The 17,883-nt window shown below is 72.6% G+C and carries 13 protein-coding genes; 4 read left to right on the forward strand and 9 right to left on the reverse strand.

Annotated features, from left to right (window positions below):
- Positions 1–5: 5 nt before the first annotated feature.
- Entirely contained in the window at positions 6–680 is a 675-nt protein-coding gene (locus tag ABZX85_RS34980; RefSeq protein WP_010350941.1) for a Crp/Fnr family transcriptional regulator, read from the reverse strand.
- 328 nt (positions 681–1,008) lie between these two features.
- On the opposite strand from ABZX85_RS34980, the gene nth reads away from it, so the two are divergent.
- The 3 genes from nth to ABZX85_RS34995 all read left to right on the forward strand — a co-directional run bounded on the left by nth (position 1,009) and on the right by ABZX85_RS34995 (position 5,764).
- Positions 1,009–1,827 carry an endonuclease III gene (nth, locus tag ABZX85_RS34985; protein ID WP_355877847.1) on the forward strand — a complete coding sequence of 273 codons (819 nt, stop codon included), beginning with the start codon at positions 1,009–1,011 and terminating at the stop codon, positions 1,825–1,827.
- A gap of 1,407 nt (positions 1,828–3,234) precedes the next feature.
- Positions 3,235–3,927, forward strand: coding sequence for a CoA pyrophosphatase (locus ABZX85_RS34990; RefSeq protein ID WP_355877849.1), 693 nt, complete (start codon positions 3,235–3,237; stop codon positions 3,925–3,927).
- A gap of 637 nt (positions 3,928–4,564) precedes the next feature.
- Positions 4,565–5,764 carry a MarP family serine protease gene (locus tag ABZX85_RS34995; protein WP_355877852.1) on the forward strand — a complete coding sequence of 400 codons (1,200 nt, stop codon included), beginning with the start codon at positions 4,565–4,567 and terminating at the stop codon, positions 5,762–5,764.
- 19 nt (positions 5,765–5,783) lie between these two features.
- Here the strand turns inward: ABZX85_RS34995 and ABZX85_RS35000 are convergent, their stop codons facing one another.
- The 7 genes from ABZX85_RS35000 to ABZX85_RS35030 all read right to left on the reverse strand — a co-directional run bounded on the left by ABZX85_RS35000 (position 5,784) and on the right by ABZX85_RS35030 (position 15,344).
- Positions 5,784–5,966 carry a hypothetical protein gene (locus tag ABZX85_RS35000; protein ID WP_355877855.1) on the reverse strand — a complete coding sequence of 61 codons (183 nt, stop codon included), beginning with the start codon at positions 5,964–5,966 and terminating at the stop codon, positions 5,784–5,786.
- A gap of 154 nt (positions 5,967–6,120) precedes the next feature.
- Positions 6,121–7,050 carry an alpha/beta hydrolase gene (locus ABZX85_RS35005; protein WP_355877858.1) on the reverse strand — a complete coding sequence of 310 codons (930 nt, stop codon included), beginning with the start codon at positions 7,048–7,050 and terminating at the stop codon, positions 6,121–6,123.
- A complete protein-coding gene (locus tag ABZX85_RS35010; RefSeq protein ID WP_355877861.1) occupies positions 7,047–7,535 on the reverse strand; it encodes a phage holin family protein in 489 nt (162 codons plus the stop codon). Before ABZX85_RS35010 ends, ABZX85_RS35005 begins: the two co-directional genes overlap by 4 nt.
- A 50-nt stretch (positions 7,536–7,585) precedes the next feature.
- Complete coding sequence (gene nhaA, locus ABZX85_RS35015) at positions 7,586–9,016, reverse strand: Na+/H+ antiporter NhaA (RefSeq protein WP_355877864.1); 1,431 nt, start codon at positions 9,014–9,016, stop codon at positions 7,586–7,588.
- Between the two features lie 644 nt (positions 9,017–9,660).
- Positions 9,661–10,098, reverse strand: coding sequence for a hypothetical protein (locus tag ABZX85_RS35020; protein ID WP_355877866.1), 438 nt, complete (start codon positions 10,096–10,098; stop codon positions 9,661–9,663).
- 504 nt (positions 10,099–10,602) lie between these two features.
- Complete coding sequence (gene acs / locus ABZX85_RS35025) at positions 10,603–12,558, reverse strand: acetate--CoA ligase (protein WP_355877869.1); 1,956 nt, start codon at positions 12,556–12,558, stop codon at positions 10,603–10,605.
- 251 nt (positions 12,559–12,809) lie between these two features.
- Complete coding sequence (locus ABZX85_RS35030) at positions 12,810–15,344, reverse strand: SulP family inorganic anion transporter (RefSeq protein WP_355877871.1); 2,535 nt, start codon at positions 15,342–15,344, stop codon at positions 12,810–12,812.
- Between the two features lie 235 nt (positions 15,345–15,579).
- Here ABZX85_RS35030 and ABZX85_RS35035 point away from each other — a divergent pair, with 235 nt between their 5' ends.
- A complete protein-coding gene (locus ABZX85_RS35035; RefSeq protein ID WP_355877874.1) occupies positions 15,580–16,863 on the forward strand; it encodes a hypothetical protein in 1,284 nt (427 codons plus the stop codon).
- Here ABZX85_RS35035 and ABZX85_RS35040 read toward each other — a convergent pair.
- The gene (locus ABZX85_RS35040; protein WP_355877877.1) at positions 16,853–17,833 is read right to left on the reverse strand and encodes an ATP-binding protein; all 981 of its coding nucleotides are present in this window, start codon (positions 17,831–17,833) and stop codon (positions 16,853–16,855) included. The two genes, ABZX85_RS35035 and ABZX85_RS35040, sit on opposite strands and share 11 nt — an antisense overlap.
- Positions 17,834–17,883 lie beyond the last annotated feature (50 nt).

The following is a 17,883-nucleotide window of genomic DNA, read 5'->3' on the forward strand; positions in this document are numbered from 1 at the left end:
ACGGGTCAGCGCGAGCGCTTGGCCAGCCGCTCGACGTCCAGCAGGATCACCGCGCGGGCTTCGAGGCGCAGCCAGCCGCGCTGCGCGAAGTCCGCGAGGGCCTTGTTGACGGTCTCCCGGGACGCGCCGACGAGCTGCGCCAGCTCCTCCTGCGTGAGGTCGTGGACGACGTGGATGCCCTCCTCCGACTGCACGCCGAACCGGCGCGAGAGGTCGAGCAGCGCGCGCGCCACCCGGCCGGGGACGTCGGAGAAGACCAGGTCGGACATCTGGTCGTTGGTCTTGCGCAGGCGCCGCGCCACCGCGCGCAGGAGCGCGCCGGCGACCTCGGGGCGGGCGTTCAGCCAGGGCTGGAGGTCGCCGTGGCCGAGGCCGAGCAGCTTTACCTCCGTCAGCGCCGTCGCCGTCGCCGTACGCGGGCCCGGGTCGAACAGCGACAGTTCGCCGATCAGCTCGCCGGGGCCGACCACGGCGAGCATGTTCTCGCGGCCGTCCGGGGAGGTGCGGTGGAGCTTGACCTTGCCCTCGGTGACGACGTAGAGCCGGTCGCCCGGGTCGCCCTCGTGGAACAGGGAGTCGCCACGCGCGAGGGTCACCTCACTCATGGAGGCGCGCAGCTCCGCGGCCTGCTCGTCGTCGAGAGCAGCGAACAGCGGGTTGCGCCGCAGAACGTCGTCCACGAGTTCTCTCCTTGTCGACCTGCTCAGGGGATCTTGCGCCCCCACGTACCAAGGGGCCCTGGTGCCCATTTTGCCGGACGGTCCAAACAGTGTGATCTGTCACAAGGATGCCGCACACCTGTCCCGAGGTAAGCGGCAGGGGTCCAATCGGGGGCCGATCACCGGGGGCCGGGGCGGATGTCAGTGCCGGGCTCTAGGCTGGCCGAGTGTCCAAATCGCCGGTGGGAGCGCGGGCCGAGGGGGGCCGCGCGGCGGTCCGACGGCGGGATTCCGCCGTGGGCGAACAGGACGGCGGGGGATCTCTGGCGGCGGCACGAAAAGGGCAGACATGACGGAGAAGGCTTCTGTGAAGAAATCGTCCGGAGGCGGGAAAACCGAGTCCCGTACGGCGCTGGTCCGCCGGGCCCGCCGGATCGACCGGGAGCTGGCCGAGGTCTATCCGTACGCCCATCCCGAGCTGGACTTCGAGAACCCCTTCCAGCTGATCGTGGCGACGGTCCTGTCGGCCCAGACCACCGACCTGCGGGTGAACCAGACGACGCCCGGTCTCTTCGCCAAGTACCCCACGCCCGAGGATCTCGCCGCCGCGAACCCCGAGGAGGTCGAGGAGATCCTCCGGCCGACCGGGTTCTTCCGGGCCAAGACCAAGTCCGTGATCGGTCTGTCCAAGGCGCTCGTCGAGGACTTCGACGGCGAAGTCCCGGGGCGGCTGGAGGACTTGGTCAAACTCCCCGGTGTCGGCCGCAAGACGGCGTTCGTGGTGCTGGGCAACGCGTTCGGGCGTCCCGGGATCACCGTCGACACGCACTTCCAGCGTCTCGTCCACCGCTTCCGGTGGACCGCCGAGACGGACCCCGGCAAGATCGAGGCCGCGATCTCCGAGCTCTTCCCCAAGTCCGCCTGGACCGACCTCTCCCACCACGTCATCTGGCACGGCCGCCGCATCTGCCACGCCCGCAAGCCCGCGTGCGGCGCCTGCCCCATCGCCCCCCTCTGCCCCGCCTACGGCGAGGGCGAGACCGACCCCGAGAAGGCCCGCAAACTCCTCAAGTACGAGAAGGGCGGCTTCCCCGGCCAACGCCTCAACCCCCCACAGTCCTACCTCGACGCGGGCGGCAAGGCGGCCCCGCCGCTGGGGAGGGGATGAGGCGTTGGCCGGGGGCGGGGCGCTGAGGGGCGGGTGACGGCGTACGCGGCGTGCGGGGCGGTGGCGGGGCCCCGGCGCGCCAGCTCGGGCCGCACGAAGTCGCGAGGGACGGAACGGCGGCGTACGGGCCGTACACGGCCGAGCGCCGAGCCGGATCACCCACGCGCGCGTACCCCCACACCGGCGGCAAGCGGGCCGTACTCGCCCCGGCTGAGGACTACCCACGCGCGTACCCCCGCACATCGGCAGAGGCCGCCCCACCCGCGCGCGTACGCGCCGGGTCACGCGGTACGGGCCGATCGGCCGGGCGCCACGCGCGTACGACTGCCGTCGGCCCCAGCCTTCGCCCCCGGCGGTTTCCCCGCCCACCACGCGCTGGCGTACGGCTGTGGCGGCAGGGGCCGACCTCATCCGCCCGTCTCCGGCCCACCCGCGCGCAGCCACTCGGACGCCGTCGTGGGTGCCGAACTTCTCGCCCAACTCCTGCCCCAACCGCACGCAACCACTCGGCTCGGCCGGGACGCTCAGCCTTCGCGGCCACCCGGACGCGTACGTACGACCCCGGCCCCGGCCGGCGGGGTGGCAGCAGACCCACCCACCCACGCACGTGCGCGTGGCCCGTACGCCCCTGCTTCCGGCGAACCCGGCGAGCCCACCCACGCGTGTGCGCGTGCTCGAACCGGCGTGCGGAAGCGCACTCACCCCCGCCCCGAGCCTCGCACGCCCCCACCCCCTGCCGCCCGCAGCCGATCCGGCCCCGAAACGGCACTGTGCCCTCCGGCCGGCCTCCTCGTCGGCTCCGGCCCGGTGTTCCACACCCGGCCCTGTTCTCCCGGACCTGCCCCGGCGACGCCCCCGGCCTCCGGCCCCGGCCCTTGGCCTCCGGTCCTCGGCCCCGGTCCTCAGCCCGGCCCCCGGCCCCCGGCCCTTGGCCTCCGGCCCTTGGCCCCGGTCCTCAGCCCGGCCCTGGCCCGGTCCTCAGCCCTTGCTCGACCCTCGGGCCCTCGGCTCCGGCCCCTGTCCCCCGGCTTCGGTTTTGTCCCCAGCCCAGCCCAGCCCAGCCCAGCCCCCGGCCCCCGGCCCCCGGCCCTCGGACCTCGGCCCCGCCCGGCCCCCAGCCCTCGGCCTCGCCCGGCCCTCGGACCTCGGCCCCCGGCCCCGCCCGGCACCGCCCGGCCCCCGGCACCGCCCGGCCCCCGGCCCCGTCCGGCCCCCGGCCCCGCCCGGCCCCCGGCTCCGGCCCGGCCCCAGCCCAACCGTCGGCCCCACCCCCGTCGTACCCCCCAGATGTCCGTGATGTGGACGCCCACATGATCGGGAGGGAAAGCGGGGAGGAGGTTCGGGGTGGGGTGGAACGATCTCGGGGGAGTCGGGCGTTGGTACGGAGAGAGCGGGGGTGGGGCGGACGTGAGGCATGTGAAGGACGGCGGGGCGTCGGTGGAGGTCAGTAAGGAAGGGCTGCCGGAGTGGCTGGAGCCGGTGGTGCGGGCGGCGGAGACCGTGCGGCCGGTGCAGCTCAGCAGGTTCCTGCCGCCGGCGGACGGCGGCGGGCGCCAGTCCGCCGTACTCATCCTCTTCGGCGAGGGCGAACGCGGGCCGGAGCTGCTGCTGATGGAGCGGGCCGGGTCCTTGCGGTCGCATCCGGGGCAGCCCTCGTTCCCCGGGGGTGCGCTGGACCCCGAGGACGGCGATCCGCAGGGCGACGGCCCGCTGCGGGCCGCGCTGCGGGAGGCCGAGGAGGAGACGGGTCTCGACCCGGCCGGCGTCCAGATCTTCGGCGTCCTCCCCAAGCTGTACATCCCGGTCAGCGGCTTCGTCGTGACCCCGGTCCTCGGCTGGTGGCGCAAACCGAGCCCCGTGGACGCCGTGGACCCCGCCGAGACGGCCCGCGTCTTCACCGTCCCCGTGGCGGATCTCACGGACCCCGCCCACCGCGCCACCGCCCTGCACCCCAGCGGCCACGCGGGTCCGGCATTTCTGGTCGAATCGGCCCTCGTGTGGGGGTTCACGGCCGGCGTCATCGACCGCCTCCTGCACTACGCGGGCTGGGAGCGCCCCTGGGACCACGACAAGCAGGTCCCGCTGGACTGGCGCGCATGACAGGGTGTCCCCCGGACGCGGAACTCTCTCCGCGTCCCTCACCGGAACCCGGGACCCTCCCGGCGCCCGGCGAGCAGACGGAGACGCTCCACCCGATTCGTCGGACCACGGGTACCGCCCGGCCGCTCCCCCCGAGCACCGAGCCGCCCCCGAGGCCCGGCAGCCGAACGGGGACTCTCCGGCCGACCTCGGGAAACCACCGGCCCCCGGCCGACCCCGGCGGACCCCCGGACCTCCCGGCGGACCTCCTGGGAGACGCCGGCCCCCACGGCCGCTCCCGGAGCGAAGCCGGAGTCTCCGGCCGACCTCGGAGGGACACGGGGATGCCCGGCGGACCTCGCAGGGACGCCGAGAACCCGGGCCGACCTCGAAGGAACGCCGGAGCCCCCGGCAGACTTCGCAGGGGAACGCCGAAGTTCCCGGCCGCCCCCGGAGCGACGCCGAAGTTCCCGGCCGACCTCGGTGGGAGACCGGAACCCCCGGCCGCCCCCGGAGGAACGCCGAGACCCCCCGGCCGACCCCCGAGGAACGCCGGACCCCGGCAGACCCCGGAGTGACGCCGGACCCCCAGCCGGTCCCTCCGGGGCCGTCGGTCGACCTGTGGTGAGGGCGAGTTGAATAGGCGAGGCGCCGAGCGGTGAACGTGCTGGACATCCTGTTGCTGGTCGCGGCTGTGTGGTTCGCGGTCGTCGGCTACCGCCAGGGCTTCGTCGTCGGCGTCCTGTCGGTCGTCGGCTTCCTCGGCGGCGGCCTGGTCGCCGTGTACCTCCTGCCGGTCATCTGGGACGCCCTGACCGACAGCTCGGAGGTCAGTACGACGGCCGCGGTCGTCGCCGTCGTCGTCGTGATCGTCTGCGCGTCGATCGGGCAGGCGCTGACCACCCACCTCGGCAGCAAACTGCGCCGCTACATCACCTGGTCCCCGGCGCGCGTCCTGGACGCGACGGGCGGGGCGCTGGTGAACGTCGCGGCGATGCTGCTGGTCGCCTGGCTGCTCGGCTCGATGCTCGCGCAGACCACCCTGCCGACCCTCGGCAAGGAGGTCCGCAGCTCGAAGGTCCTGCTGAGCGTCTCGGAGACGCTCCCGGTCCAGGCGGACACCTGGTTCAAGGACTTCACCTCGGTCCTCGCGCAGAACGGCTTCCCCCAGGTCTTCTCCCCCTTCTCCAACGAGCCGATCCGCGAGGTCGACCCCCCGGACCCGGCGCTCGCGGGCAGCCAGGTCGCGGTGAACGCCAAGCGGTCCATCGTCAAGGTGATGGGCACCGCCGAGAGCTGCGGCAAGGTCCTGGAGGGCACCGGTTTCGTCTTCGGCGAACGCCGCGTGATGACCAACGCGCACGTCGTGGGCGGCGTCGACGAACCCACCGTCCAGATAGGCGGCGAGGGCCGCAAGTACGACGCGAAAGTCGTCCTGTACGACTGGAAGCGCGACATCGCCGTCCTGGACGTCCCCGACCTGGACGCGCCGGTCCTGCGCTTCACGACGGACGACGCGGGCAGCGGCGACGGCGCGATCGTCGCCGGCTTCCCCGAGAACGGCGCGTACGACGTCCGCGCGGCGCGCGTGCGCGGGCGCATCACGGCGTCCGGCGCGGACATCTACAAGCGCGGCACGGTCCGCCGGGACGTCTACTCCCTGTACGCGACCGTCCGTGAGGGCAACTCCGGCGGCCCCCTGCTGACCCCCGACGGCAAGGTCTACGGCGTCGTCTTCGCGAAGTCCCTGGACGACCCGCAGACGGGGTACGCCCTGACCGCCGACGAGATCCGGCAGGACATCACGGAGGGCCGTACGGCGTCGCAGCAGGTCGACAGCGACAACTGCGCGCTGTAGGGGGCGGCGTGGGTGGGGGTCAGCCGCGTGGGTGGCGCAGGCGCACCGAGACCCAGCGGGCCCTGCGGCGCAGGATGCGCGGAATGCCCACCCGGAGGTCGCTGCCCGGCAAGTCCGGGTCGCTGCCTCGCTGGTGGGGGCTCAGGCCGTCGGCCGAGCGGCGGTTGCGTGCTGCGTCACTGTAGTCGTGCGTCCAGCCCATACCCCGACGTCTGCCCCCGCCCCAAGGTCGATAACCTCCCCGGACCCCGGCAATCCGCCCGCGCGCCGGGACACCTGACCGTTCGCAGGACAGACGTTCCCGTCCGGATACCGGGCGCACCGGCCTCGTCACACAGCGGGTTCGACGGCCGGGTTCACCGGTCGGGTTCGGGGTCCTTCAGCCAGTTGACCAGCTCCGCCGAGAACGCCACCGGGTCCTCCTCCTGAGGGAAGTGCCCGAGCCCGTCGAACAGCCGCCAGCGGTACGGCGCTTCGACGTACTCGGCGCTGCCCGCCGCGCTGCGGGCGCGGGAGACCGGGTCGAGGGAGCCGTGGAGGTGGAGGGTCGGGACGCGGACCGGGCGCTTCATCCGGCGGTAGAACTGGACGCCGTCGGGGCGGGCGAGGGAGCGCACCAGCCAGCGGTACGGCTCGATCGAGCAGTGCGCGGTGGACGGGATGCACATCGCGCGCCGGTACACCGCCAGCGCCTCCTCGTCCGGCGGCACGGGACCGGACCACTCCCGGATCAGCTCGCCGACCAGCGCGCCGTCGTCCGCGACGAGCCGCCGCTCCGGCAGCCAGGGCCGCTGGAACCCCCAGATGTGTGAACTCGCCGTCGTCTGCTTGACGTCGGCGAGCATCGCGGAGCGCCACCGCCGGGGATGCGGCATCGAGGCGACCGCGAGGCGCCGTACGAGCTTGGGGCGCATCACCGCCGCCGTCCACGCCAGATAGCCCCCGAGGTCGTGCCCGACGAGCGCCGCGTCCGGCTCGCCGAGGGAGCGGATGACGCCGGTGATGTCGAGCGCGAGGTTCGCCGGGTCGTAGCCGCGCGGGGTGCGGTCGCTGCCGCCGACCCCGCGCAGATCCAGGGCGACCGCGCGGAAACCGGCGTCCGCGAGCGCCGTCAGCTGATGCCGCCACGTCCACCAGAACTGGGGGAAGCCGTGCACCATCAGCACCAGCGGCCCCTCGCCCGCCTCCGCGATGTGGAAGCGCGCGCCGTTCGCGGCGACTTCGCGGTGCGTCCAGGGGCCGTCCGGTCGTACGACTGTGGAGGGCGCTGTCGAGGGGTCCGTCATGATGTCGAGCGTGCCACAGCCTCGACGGCCTTCGGGGACTTCTCCAGGGCGAGTTCGGGCCGGGGGTGCGGCTTCGCGTTCTGGAGGACGCCCGCGGTCTCCTTCATGGAGGCGGCCACCTTCTGCGGGCCCTTGCTCTTCGCGGCCTTCTTCGCCATGGCCACCCCGACCAGCCCGAGCACCACGGCGACCAGCACGTTCGCGGCGAACGACAGCAGGAAACAGACCGCCAGGTTCCAGTGGCTCCAGGTCCGGATGCCGTACGCCAGCGCGAAGTTGAGCATCGGCAGGGAGAACAGGAGGACGACGCCGGCGACGGTGAACGCGCCTCCGCTGATCACCCCGCGCTTCACGTCCTGCTTGAGCTGCGCCTTCGCCAGCGCGATCTCGTCGTGCACCAGCGCGGACATCTCGGCCGTCGCGGAGGCGAACAACTGGCCGACACTGCGTTCGGCGCCGACCGGGCTGTCGTCAGGTGCGCTCATCGCGTTCTCCCTCGTCTTCACAGGCTCTCGATTTGTACCGTCCCGTCAGATCATGCCGGACGCCCGTCCCCGGCGCCCGTCCCGCCCGGTACTTCGGCGGCCGTGTGGCGCGCGGCGGCGATCTCCCGGGCGATCCGGCGGTGCTCGGCGGCCTTGCGGTCGTGGATCTCGGCCATCCGCAGGTGGTACGCGGGGTCGTCCTCCTCGTACACGTCCGGGATGCCGTCGCCGTCCTCGTCGCGCTCCTCGTCCTCGGCGAGCCGGCGGTAGCGCGCGTTGCGCAGGCGCAGCAGGACGGTCGCGCAGCACGCGGAGATCAGGGAGCCGATCAGGACGGCGGCCTTCACCTCGTCCGTCAGGGCCGCGTCCCCGTCGAACGCCAGCTCGCCGATCAGCAGGGAGACGGTGAAGCCGATCCCCGCGAGCGAGGCCAGCGCGAAGACGTCCGCCCAGGCGAGGTCCTCGCTGAGGGAGGCCCGGGTGAAGCGCGCGGTGAGCCAGGTCCCGCCGAAGATGCCGAGCGTCTTCCCGACGACCAGCCCGAGGACGACGCCCAGCGTCTCCGGCTTCCCGAACACGTCCCCGAGGGCCCCGCCCGACACCGTCACCCCGGCGCTGAACAGCGCGAACAGGGGGACGGCGAGCCCCGCCGACACCGGCCGCACGAGGTGCTCGACCCGCTCCCCGGGCGACCTCTCCTCGCCCTCCCGCGTCGTACAGCGCAGCATCAGCCCCATCGCGACCCCGGCGATCGTCGCGTGGACGCCGCTGTTGTACATGAGGGCCCAGACGACGACGGCGAGCGGGACGTACACGTACCAGCCCCGCACGCCCTTGCGCAGCAGCACCCAGAAGAGCACCAGGCCCGCGACCGCCCCGCCCAGCGCCGCGAAGTCCAGCGAGCTCGTGAAGAACACGGCGATGATCAGGATCGCGAACAGGTCGTCCACCACGGCCAGCGTCAGCAGGAACGCGCGCAGGGCGCTCGGCAGCGACGTCCCGATCACGGCGAGGACGGCCAGCGCGAACGCGATGTCCGTGGCGGTCGGCACGGCCCACCCGGCGAGCGACCCGCCCACACTGCCGTTGACGACGGTATAGACCAATGCCGGTGCCGCCATCCCGCACAGCGCGGCGACGACGGGCAGCGCGGCGGCCTTCGGGTCCTTGAGATCCCCGGCGACCAGCTCCCGCTTCAGCTCGATCCCGGCGACGAAGAAGAAGACGGCCAGCAGTCCGTCGGCCGCCCAGTGTGCGACGGACAGATCGAGTCCGAGCGCCCCCGGGCCGAGGTGGAAGTGGCTGACGCTCGCGTAACTCCCCTTGAGCGCCGGCACGTTCGCCCACACCAGCGCCGTGACGGCCGCGATCAGCAACAGCACCCCGCCGACGGTCTCCGTCCGGAGCGCGTCCACGACGAACGTCCGTTCGGGCAGCGACAGACGGCCGAGGAGCTTGCGGGTGCTGCGGGGCGCGGTCACGGGGACGACCTCCGGTCTCAGGGCATGCGGACACACATGCCGACCAGACTTCCCGGCGCACCTTGAGGACCCTTTACGGGCCCGGCCACGATCTTGACGCGACCTTTACCAGGGTACCGAAGACGGGGGTGGGGGTCATCTGGGGGGATTTTTGGGTGGGAGGGCGGGGAGCTGGGGGAGTCTGGGGCGCGGGGGAGGCCGGAGGAGTTGGGGGCGGCGGGGGTGTTGGGGATGGCTGCGTAGGAACTGGGGGAGCTGGAGGAGGCGGGGGCTGACGGGGGAGGCAGGGGAGACGGGGCGCCGGGAGAGCTGGGGATGGCTGCGAAGGAGTTGGGGGAGCCGGGGGATTCTGGGCTGCTGGGGCTGCTGGGGCTGCTGGGGCTGCTGGGGCTGCTGGGGCTGCTGGGGCTGCTGGGGCTGCTGGGGCTGACGGGGGAGGCAGGGGAGACGGGGGCGCCGGGAGAGCTGGGGATGGCAAGGGGGCCTGGGATGTCAGGGGAGCCAGGGATGCCGGAGGAGTCTGGAGCGCCGGGGCGTCGGAGGAGCTGGGGGTGCTGGGGATGGCAAGGGGGCCTGGGATGTCAGGGGAGTCTGGGGCGCCGGGGGCGTCGGCGGAGCTGGGGGTGGCGGGGGCGCTGGGAGAGCTAGGGGCGCTGGGGATGGCTGCGGGAGTTGGGGGCGGCGGGAGAACTGGGGGTGCCTGGGGTGCCTGGGGTGCAGGCACGGAACCTCGCCAGCAGTTCAAGGGCGGCGGCGCTCCCCGCGTCGAAGTTCTGGCCGCGCACCTCCGGCGGGAGGCCCGGCCCCCAGACCCGTACGCCGTGGCACCGGAAGCAGAACGCGATCTCGAAGAGCGGCCCGGCCTCGTCATGGGCCCGCAGCCCCCAGCCCGGGACGAAACACCGGTGCTGCTCGCCGTCCGGCAGCTCCCCGGCCAGCCGCAGCACCTCCCGCGCCTCCTCCGCCACCCACACCTCCACGACCTCGCCGGACAGCCCCCGCGAGGTCAGGTGCCCGGCGGGGCCGGTGATCCGGACGGCCTCGACGAACTCGGCTCGGACGTGGGAGGCGGGCAGCAGCATGCGGCCCATTGTGCGGCCGGCCCGCCATGCACGGGGCGACTTGGACGGCACGCTGGTGGACACCGGAGGCGTCCGCCCGCCCGCCACGAACGAGGCTCGCCCCCTGCCACACACGAGGCGCCCCCGTCGCACACGGCGCGCTCCCCCCTGCCCACCACGCACGCGCTCCCCCTCAGCCGCCACGCACAGCACGGCTCGCCCTGCCTTCTGTACACGGCGCGCTCCCCCTGCCTGTCACGCACGCGCTCCCCCTCGCCCGCCACGCACGAGGCTTCCCCTCTGCCGCACACGAGGCACCCCCGCCCCGCCCACCGCACACGGCGGACGCGGCTCGCCCCGCCCGCCGCACACGACGCGCTCCCCTGCCCCTCACGCACCGCGCAGCTCGCCCCACCATGCACGGCGCTCCCCCATCCACCCGCACAGCCCGTTCCCCGTCCCCCACGCACGACGCTCCCGGCACCTGCTCGGTGCCGGGAGCGTCGTCGGGGTGCGAAGGGCGTGTCAGTCCTCGCTGGGCGCGGCCGGGAGCTTCGCCTGGATGAGGTCCATGACCGTGGAGTCGGTCAGGGTCGTGACGTCGCCCATCTCGCGGTTCTCGGCGACGTCCCGCAGGAGGCGGCGCATGATCTTGCCGGAGCGGGTCTTGGGGAGTTCGGCGACCGGCAGGACACGCTTGGGCTTGGCGATGGGGCCGAGGGTGGCGCCGACGTGGTTGCGGAGGTCCGCGATCAGGTCGTCGCTCTCGGAGGCGGTGCCGCGCAGGATGACGAACGCGACGATGGCCTGTCCGGTGGTCTCGTCGGTGGCGCCGACAACCGCCGCCTCCGCCACCGAGGGGTGGGAGACGAGGGCCGACTCGACTTCGGTCGTCGAGATGTTGTGCCCGGAGACGAGCATGACGTCGTCCACCCGGCCGAGCAGCCAGATGTCGCCGTCGTCGTCCTTCTTCGCCCCGTCGCCCGCGAAGTACTTGCCCTCGAAGCGCGACCAGTACGTGTCGATGAACCGCTGGTCGTCACCCCAGATGGTGCGCAGCATGGAGGGCCACGGCTCGGTGAGGACGAGATACCCGCCGCCCCCGTTGGGCACCTCGTTCGCCTCGTCGTCGACGACGGTCGCGGAGATACCGGGCAACGGCGTCTGCGCGGAACCGGGTTTGGCGTCGGTGACTCCGGGAAGCGGCGAGATCATCATCGCGCCGGTCTCGGTCTGCCACCACGTGTCGACGACGGGCACCGCGTCCGCCCCGATGTGCTTGCGGTACCAGATCCACGCCTCGGGGTTGATCGGCTCACCGACCGAGCCGAGGACGCGCAGGCTGCTGAGATCGAACTTCGCGGGGATGTCGTCGCCCCACTTCATGAACGTCCGGATCGCGGTCGGCGCGGTGTAGAGGATCGACACCTTGTACTTCTGGACGATCTCCCAGAACCTCCCCTGGTGCGGGGTGTCGGGGGTCCCCTCGTACATGACCTGGGTCGCGCCGTTGGCGAGCGGCCCGTAGACGACGTACGAGTGCCCGGTCACCCAGCCGATGTCGGCCGTGCACCAGTACACGTCGGTCTCGGGCTTGAGGTCGAAGACGGCGTGGTGGGTGTACGACGCCTGGGTGAGGTAGCCGCCGGAGGTGTGCAGGATGCCCTTGGGCTTACCCGTCGTCCCCGAGGTGTACAGGATGAACAGCGGGTGCTCGGCGTCGAACGCCTGCGGGGTGTGCTCGGCGGACTGCCGTCCGACGACGTCGTGCCACCACAGGTCGCGGCTGTCGTCCCAGGCGACGTCCTGCCCGGTGCGGCGGACGACGAGGACGTTGCGTACGCCGCCGGCCTTGGCGACGGCGCCGTCGACGGCGGGCTTGAGCGCCGCCGGCTTGCCGCGCCGGTGGCCGCCGTCCGCCGTGATGACCAGCTTCGCGTCGGCGTCCTGGATGCGGGTGGCCAGCGCGTCGGCGGAGAAGCCGCCGAAGACGAGGGAGTGCGGGGCGCCGATGCGGGCGCAGGCCAGCATCGCGACCGCGGCCTCGGGGATCATCGGCAGGTAGATCGCGACCCGGTCGCCCGCCTGGACGCCCAGCTCCAGCAGGGCGTTGGCCGCCTTGGAGACCTCGTCCTTCAGCTCGGCGTAGGTGATCGCGCGGCTGTCGCCGGGCTCGCCCTCGAAATAGATCGCGACCCGGTCGCCCAGGCCGTTCTCCACGTGCCGGTCGACGCAGTTGTAGGCGATGTTCAGCTCGCCGTCCGCGAACCACTTCGCGAACGGCGGGTTCGACCAGTCCAGCGTCTCGGTCGGCTCCTTGGCCCAGCTCAGCCGGCGGGCCTGCGCCGCCCAGAAGCCGAGCCTGTCAGCCTTGGCCTGTTCGTACGCCTCGGCCGTGACATTGGCGTTCGCCGCCAGGTCCGCCGGCGGAGCGAAGCGCCGCTCCTCCCTCAAGAGGTTGGCCAGGCTCTCGTTGCTCACGACATCTCCCTTTCCCAGGGTGTCCGTTGTGTCCCAGGCCACAGCTCATCAGACCCGGGGGGCGATGACAAGGGTCGGCCGATCAATGGTTTAGACCTGTCGGGGTCAGGATCGGCTGGGGTCATTCGTACCCACGGATGTCGGGGAGAGGGAGTTCAGCGTCTGTAACACCTTTCACACTTCGGGGGGTTGGGGTTCGAATTCCCGGTTTGAGGGGGAGAGGGGGCGGGGGCGTGCTCCGGGCGCCCGGTTCAGGCCGTGCGGTCCGCCGAGCCGACGTGGTCGAAGAGTCTGCCCTCGGCGGACTCCGTCAGCAGGTACGCCTGCGCCTCGCCGACGTGGAAGTACATGCCGTGCAGCTCCAGGGTGCCGGCGGCGAGGGCGCGGACCACCGACTCGTGCGCCCGCAGGTGCTCCAGCTGCTGGACGACGTTGGTCAGCGAGAGCTGCTCCACCGCGTCCGCCGGCGTGCGGCCGGCCAGCTTCGCCCAGGCCCGGCTGTCGTCCGCCATCCGCTCCAGACTCGGCCTGCCGTGCCGCAGCCACCGCCTGAGCGGCGTCTGCGGGGCGTCCTGCCCGGTGTTGAGCAGCGCCTGCATCGCCCCGCACCCGGAGTGCCCGCACACCGTGATCGACCGGACCTCCAGCACGTCCACCGCGTACTCGATCGCCGCGGCCACCGAGTCGTCCCCGCTCTCCACACCGGGCAGCGGGACGAGATTGCCGACGTTCCGTACGACGAAGAGGTCGCCCGGGCCGCTGGAGGTGATCATCGACGTGACGAGCCGGGAGTCCGCGCACGTGAGGAACAGCTGCGCCGGGCGCTGGCCCTCTCTGGCCAGCCGCGCGAGTTCGCCGCGGACGTGGGGGGCGGTGTTGCGCTGGAACGCGCTGATGCCTCGGGCCAGTTGGTGTGCGCTGGGCGGGGTGGGGTGGCTTTCGGCGCCGGGGGCGGTGGTGCCGGCGTCGGCGTCTGCGAGGGAAGCGGCGAGGCCGGTGGCGTTCGTCGTACCGGTGCCGTCGGCGTGCTCCGGCGGTACGACGCTGTCGTCGCCCAGTCCCGAAGCCCCGGCCGCCGCCTTCGGGCCCTTCGGCTCCTGGAGGTCCTTCAGGTCTTTCGTGGCCGGCATCAGGCTGTCGCACTGGTGGTTGCGCCACGGCGTCCAGGGACGGCAGCGGCACTCGGCCGGGGCCGCGGGGGCGCGGCGGCCGGAGAGGTCGGCGGTGCCTCCCTGGGCGGTGTGCGTCTTGTGCCAGTCCTGGAGGGACTCGTACGCCGCGTGGTCCATGAAGGAGCCGTCCAGCTCCACCACCGCGTGCGCCCCCTGGGGGACGAGGTGGAGGGTGCGGCTGAGGCGGGGGACGGCGAGGAAGGTGAGCTGGCCCCGGACGTGGATGCGGTGGACGCCGTCCCGCTCGGTGTGCGTGATGCGGGTGCGGGCGAGGCGGTGCAGGGCGACGGCGACCGCGACGGCGACCCCGAGGAGGACGCCCTCCAGGACGCCGAGGAGGACCACGCCGAGGGTGGTGACGGCGTAGACGAGCACCTCGCGGTGGCGCGTCACCGTACGGATGTGATGCAGGGACACCATCTGGATGCCGACGGCCATGACCAGGGCGGCGAGGGAGGCGAGGGGGATCAGCTCCAGGACCGGGACCAGCAGCAGCGCGGCGATCACTACGAGAACGCCGTGCAGCATCGTGGAGTTCCGGCTCACCGCCCCCGCGTGCACGTTGGCCGAACTGCGCACGGCGACCCCGGCGACGGGGAGTCCGCCGAGCGCCCCCGAGACGATGTTCGCGGCGCCCTGGCCGAGCAGCTCGCGGTCCAGGTCGGAGCGGCCGACGCGCGGCGCGGGGGCGGCGGGCCGGGGGGCGGGGCCGCTGCCGGCGACGGGCGCGGACGCCTGCCGCGAGGCGATCATCTTGTCGACGGCGACCGCTCCGAGCAGCGACTGCACGCTGCACACCAGCGTGGTCGTGAGGACGGCGGCGACGATCCCGAGCACCGGTCCCTCCGGCAGCCCGGCCAGCGCGTGGCTCGACCAGGAGGGCAGGTCGACCTTGGGGAGCGTCAGCCCGGCGAGCGAGGCGACGGCGGTGGCGCCGGTCACGGCGACCAGGGCTGCGGGGACCTTGCGCAGCAGCCGCCCGAGCCGCCCGGGGATGCGCGGCCACAGCAGCAGGAGCGCCAGCGTGAGCGCGCTCACCGCGACCGCCGCCGGATGCAGCCCGGCGAGCTGGGCGGGCAGGGCGCGGACGTTGTCCATGACGGAGCTCTGCGGGCTGCCGCCGAGGACGATGTGCAGCTGGGCGACGGCGATGGTGACGCCGATGCCGGCGAGCATGCCGTGGACGACGGCGGGGCTGACGGCGAGGGCCGTGCGCGCCACGCGCAGGCAGCCGAGGGCGAGCTGGGCGAGGCCGGCGAGGACGGTGATCCCGCAGGTCGTCCGCCAGCCGTAGCGCTGGATGAGGTCGGCGGTGACCACCGTCAGGCCCGCGGCGGGGCCGCTGACCTGCAAGGGCGATCCGCCGAGCCGCCCGGCGACGAGCCCGCCGACCGCGGCGGCGACGAGGCCGGCCTGGAGCGGGGCGCCGGTGGCCAGCGCGATGCCCAGGGAGAGGGGGAGCGCGATCAGGAAGACCGCGATCGAGGCGGAGACATCGGCTCCCGCGAGGCGGAAGCGGCGGCGCGGCGGGGGGCTGTGCGCGGGGTGGGCCGGGTGGTGGCGCGGGGTGTGGTCGTACGGATCGACGGCTTGGGTGGGGGCGCAGGCGAACATGTTTCCCGTCTCCTATGCAGCGGCGGGATGAAGTAACGCTCGGTAAACGAATCGTAATGCAGAGTAAAGATAGGGAATAGAACATGAGAGCAAATGGACCCATTGATCACCCTTGCGGATGACGTGGGTATTTGATCGGCTTGTCGTACTAATTCCTTCCCGGTCCCGTGCGACCTTGGCGGCGCCGTCGGCTCGCCCCGGCGGCCCGTCGCGTCCCCGGAAGAGAAGGAAACAGATGGCCGCCACCCAGAGGATCGCCGCGTGCGCCGTGCTCGCCGCGGCCGTCGCCACGTCGCTCGCCGGCTGTGCGGGCGGGAGCCCCGACGCCGCCAGCGAAGGGGCGCGGGGCCCGCAGAAGGCCAAGCCGGCCGCCCCGGCGCCGAAGAACGCCGTACGACTCATCGGGGACGGGTCCACCGCCTACACCGGTGCCCAGCCCCACCTGCCCCGCCCCGAGCGGCTCGCGCCCGGCGCGAAGCCGCCGCAGTTCGTGGTCTTCTCCTGGGACGGCGCCGGGGAGGACAGCCAGAAGCTGTTCTCGCACTTCCGGGGGGTCGCCAAGGCCAACCACGCGACGATGACCTACTTCCTCAGCGGTGTGTACCTGCTGCCCGAGGAGAAACGTGACCTCTACCGGCCGCCGCAGCACTCGCCGGGCCGCTCCGACATCGGCTTCAACGACGAGCAGGGCATCGCCGACACCGTCAAGCAACTGCGTCTCGCCTGGTTGGAGGGCAACGAGGTCGGCACGCACTTCAACGGCCACTTCTGCGGCAAGGGCGGCGGGGTCGGCGAGTGGTCGGTGGCCGACTGGAAGGACGAGATCGCTCAGGCAAAACGATTCGTCAAGACGTGGAAGACCAACACCGGGATGACGAAGGCGGCCCCCCTGCCCTTCGACTACGACAAGGAACTGGTCGGCGCCCGCACCCCCTGCCTCGAAGGCCAGCAGAACTTCCGCAAGGCCGCCCGCGAACTGGGCTTCCGCTACGACACCAGCGGCGTCAACAACCAGGTCTGGCCCGGCAAGAAGGAAGGGCTGTGGGACCTGTCCATGCAGCTCGTGCCGTTCCCCGGCCACTCCTACGAGCAGCTCACCATGGACTACAACTTCATGGTCAACCAGTCCGGCACCACCACCCAGGGCGACCCCGACAAGCGCGAGTACTGGGGCGACCAGATGCGTGACGGCCTCCTCAAGGGCTTCCAGCGCGCCTACGACGGCAACCGCGCGCCCCTGATCATCGGCAACCACTTCGAGTCCTGGAACGGCGGCACCTACATGCGCGCCGTCGAGGAGACGATCGAACGGGTCTGCAACAAGCCCGACGTCCGCTGCGTCTCCTTCCGCCAGCTCTCCGACTGGCTCGACGCCCAGGACCCGAAGACGCTGGAGAAGCTCCGCACCCTGGACGTCGGCGAGGCCCCGAAGCAGGGCTGGACGGCCTTCCTGACCGCCCGCCCGGCGCCCGCCCCGAAGGGCGTCCCCGGGGCCCCGGCGGCCACCGTCACGCGGTAAGCGCCACGCCCTCGCCGAGCACGAACCCGGGGTCGACCTGCGCCGCCAGGTCGGCCCCGGTGCGCGCGTTCCCCCAGGACTCGGCGTTCTTCAGGTGGAAGTGCACCATCTGGCGCGTGTACCGCTCCCAGTCGCGGCGCCCGTACGACGCGTCGGCCGTCGTCCGCAGCAGCTCCAGGGCGGCGCGGTTGGCGTCCTCCAGGAGCGTGAACCGGGGCGGGCGGCCCTTCTCCATGGCGCGCACCCAGTCGGAGTGGCCGACGGTCACCAGCAGGTCGTCCCCGACCTCGGCGCGCAGGAAGTCGACGTCCTCCGGGCCCTGCACCTTGTTGCCGACGACCTTCAGCTCGACGCCGAAGTCCCGGGCGTACTCCTTGTACTGGCGGTAGACGGAGACCCCCTTCCGGGTCGGCTCGGCGACGAGGAACGTGATGTCGAAGCGGGTGAACATCCCGGAGGCGAACGAGTCCGAACCCGCCGTCATGTCCACCACGACGTACTCCTGCGGGCCGTCCACCAGATGGTTGAGGCAGAGCTCTACTGCACCAGTCTTGGAGTGGTAGCAGGCGACCCCGAGGTCGGCGTCCGTGAACTGGCCCGTGACCATCAAACGGACGGCGCCGCCGTCGAGTTCCACGGTCCGCGCACAGGCTTCGTAGACCGGGTTGTCCTCGCTCACCCGCAGCAGCCGGGAGCCCTCGCCGGGCGGGGTGGTCTTGATCATCGTCTCGGCCGAGGCGATCCGCGGGTTGGCGCCGCGCAGGTACTCCTTGATCAGCGGCAGGTGCTCGCCCAGCGCGGGCAGGGCCGCGGCCCGGTCCTCGTCGAGGCCGAGCGCGGGCCCCAGATGCTGGTTGATGTCCGCGTCCACGGCGATCACGGGCGCCTCTGAGGCGGCGAGATGCCGGACGAACAGGGAGGAGAGCGTCGTCTTGCCGCTGCCGCCCTTCCCGACGAAAGCAATTTTCATGTTCACGAAGGGTAGTGGTCCGATGGCTGTACGTGGCAGTGGTCCGTGAA

The organism is Streptomyces sp. NPDC004539 (genome assembly GCF_040610055.1).
Taxonomy (GTDB): Bacteria; Actinomycetota; Actinomycetes; order Streptomycetales; family Streptomycetaceae; genus Streptomyces.

What these genes read in the sequence shown, in the direction of transcription:
- nth (WP_355877847.1), top strand. Translation starts at nt 1,009, where the DNA reads ATGACGGAGAAGGCTTCTGTGAAGAAATCGTCCGGAGGCGGGAAAACC.
- ABZX85_RS35000 (WP_355877855.1), bottom strand. Translation starts at nt 5,966, where the DNA reads ATGGGCTGGACGCACGACTACAGTGACGCAGCACGCAACCGCCGCTCG.
- ABZX85_RS35005 (WP_355877858.1), bottom strand. Translation starts at nt 7,050, where the DNA reads ATGACGGACCCCTCGACAGCGCCCTCCACAGTCGTACGACCGGACGGC.
- ABZX85_RS35010 (WP_355877861.1), bottom strand. Translation starts at nt 7,535, where the DNA reads ATGAGCGCACCTGACGACAGCCCGGTCGGCGCCGAACGCAGTGTCGGC.
- ABZX85_RS35020 (WP_355877866.1), bottom strand. Translation starts at nt 10,098, where the DNA reads ATGCTGCTGCCCGCCTCCCACGTCCGAGCCGAGTTCGTCGAGGCCGTC.
- ABZX85_RS35030 (WP_355877871.1), bottom strand. Translation starts at nt 15,344, where the DNA reads ATGTTCGCCTGCGCCCCCACCCAAGCCGTCGATCCGTACGACCACACC.
- ABZX85_RS35035 (WP_355877874.1), top strand. Translation starts at nt 15,580, where the DNA reads ATGGCCGCCACCCAGAGGATCGCCGCGTGCGCCGTGCTCGCCGCGGCC.
- ABZX85_RS35040 (WP_355877877.1), bottom strand. Translation starts at nt 17,833, where the DNA reads ATGAAAATTGCTTTCGTCGGGAAGGGCGGCAGCGGCAAGACGACGCTC.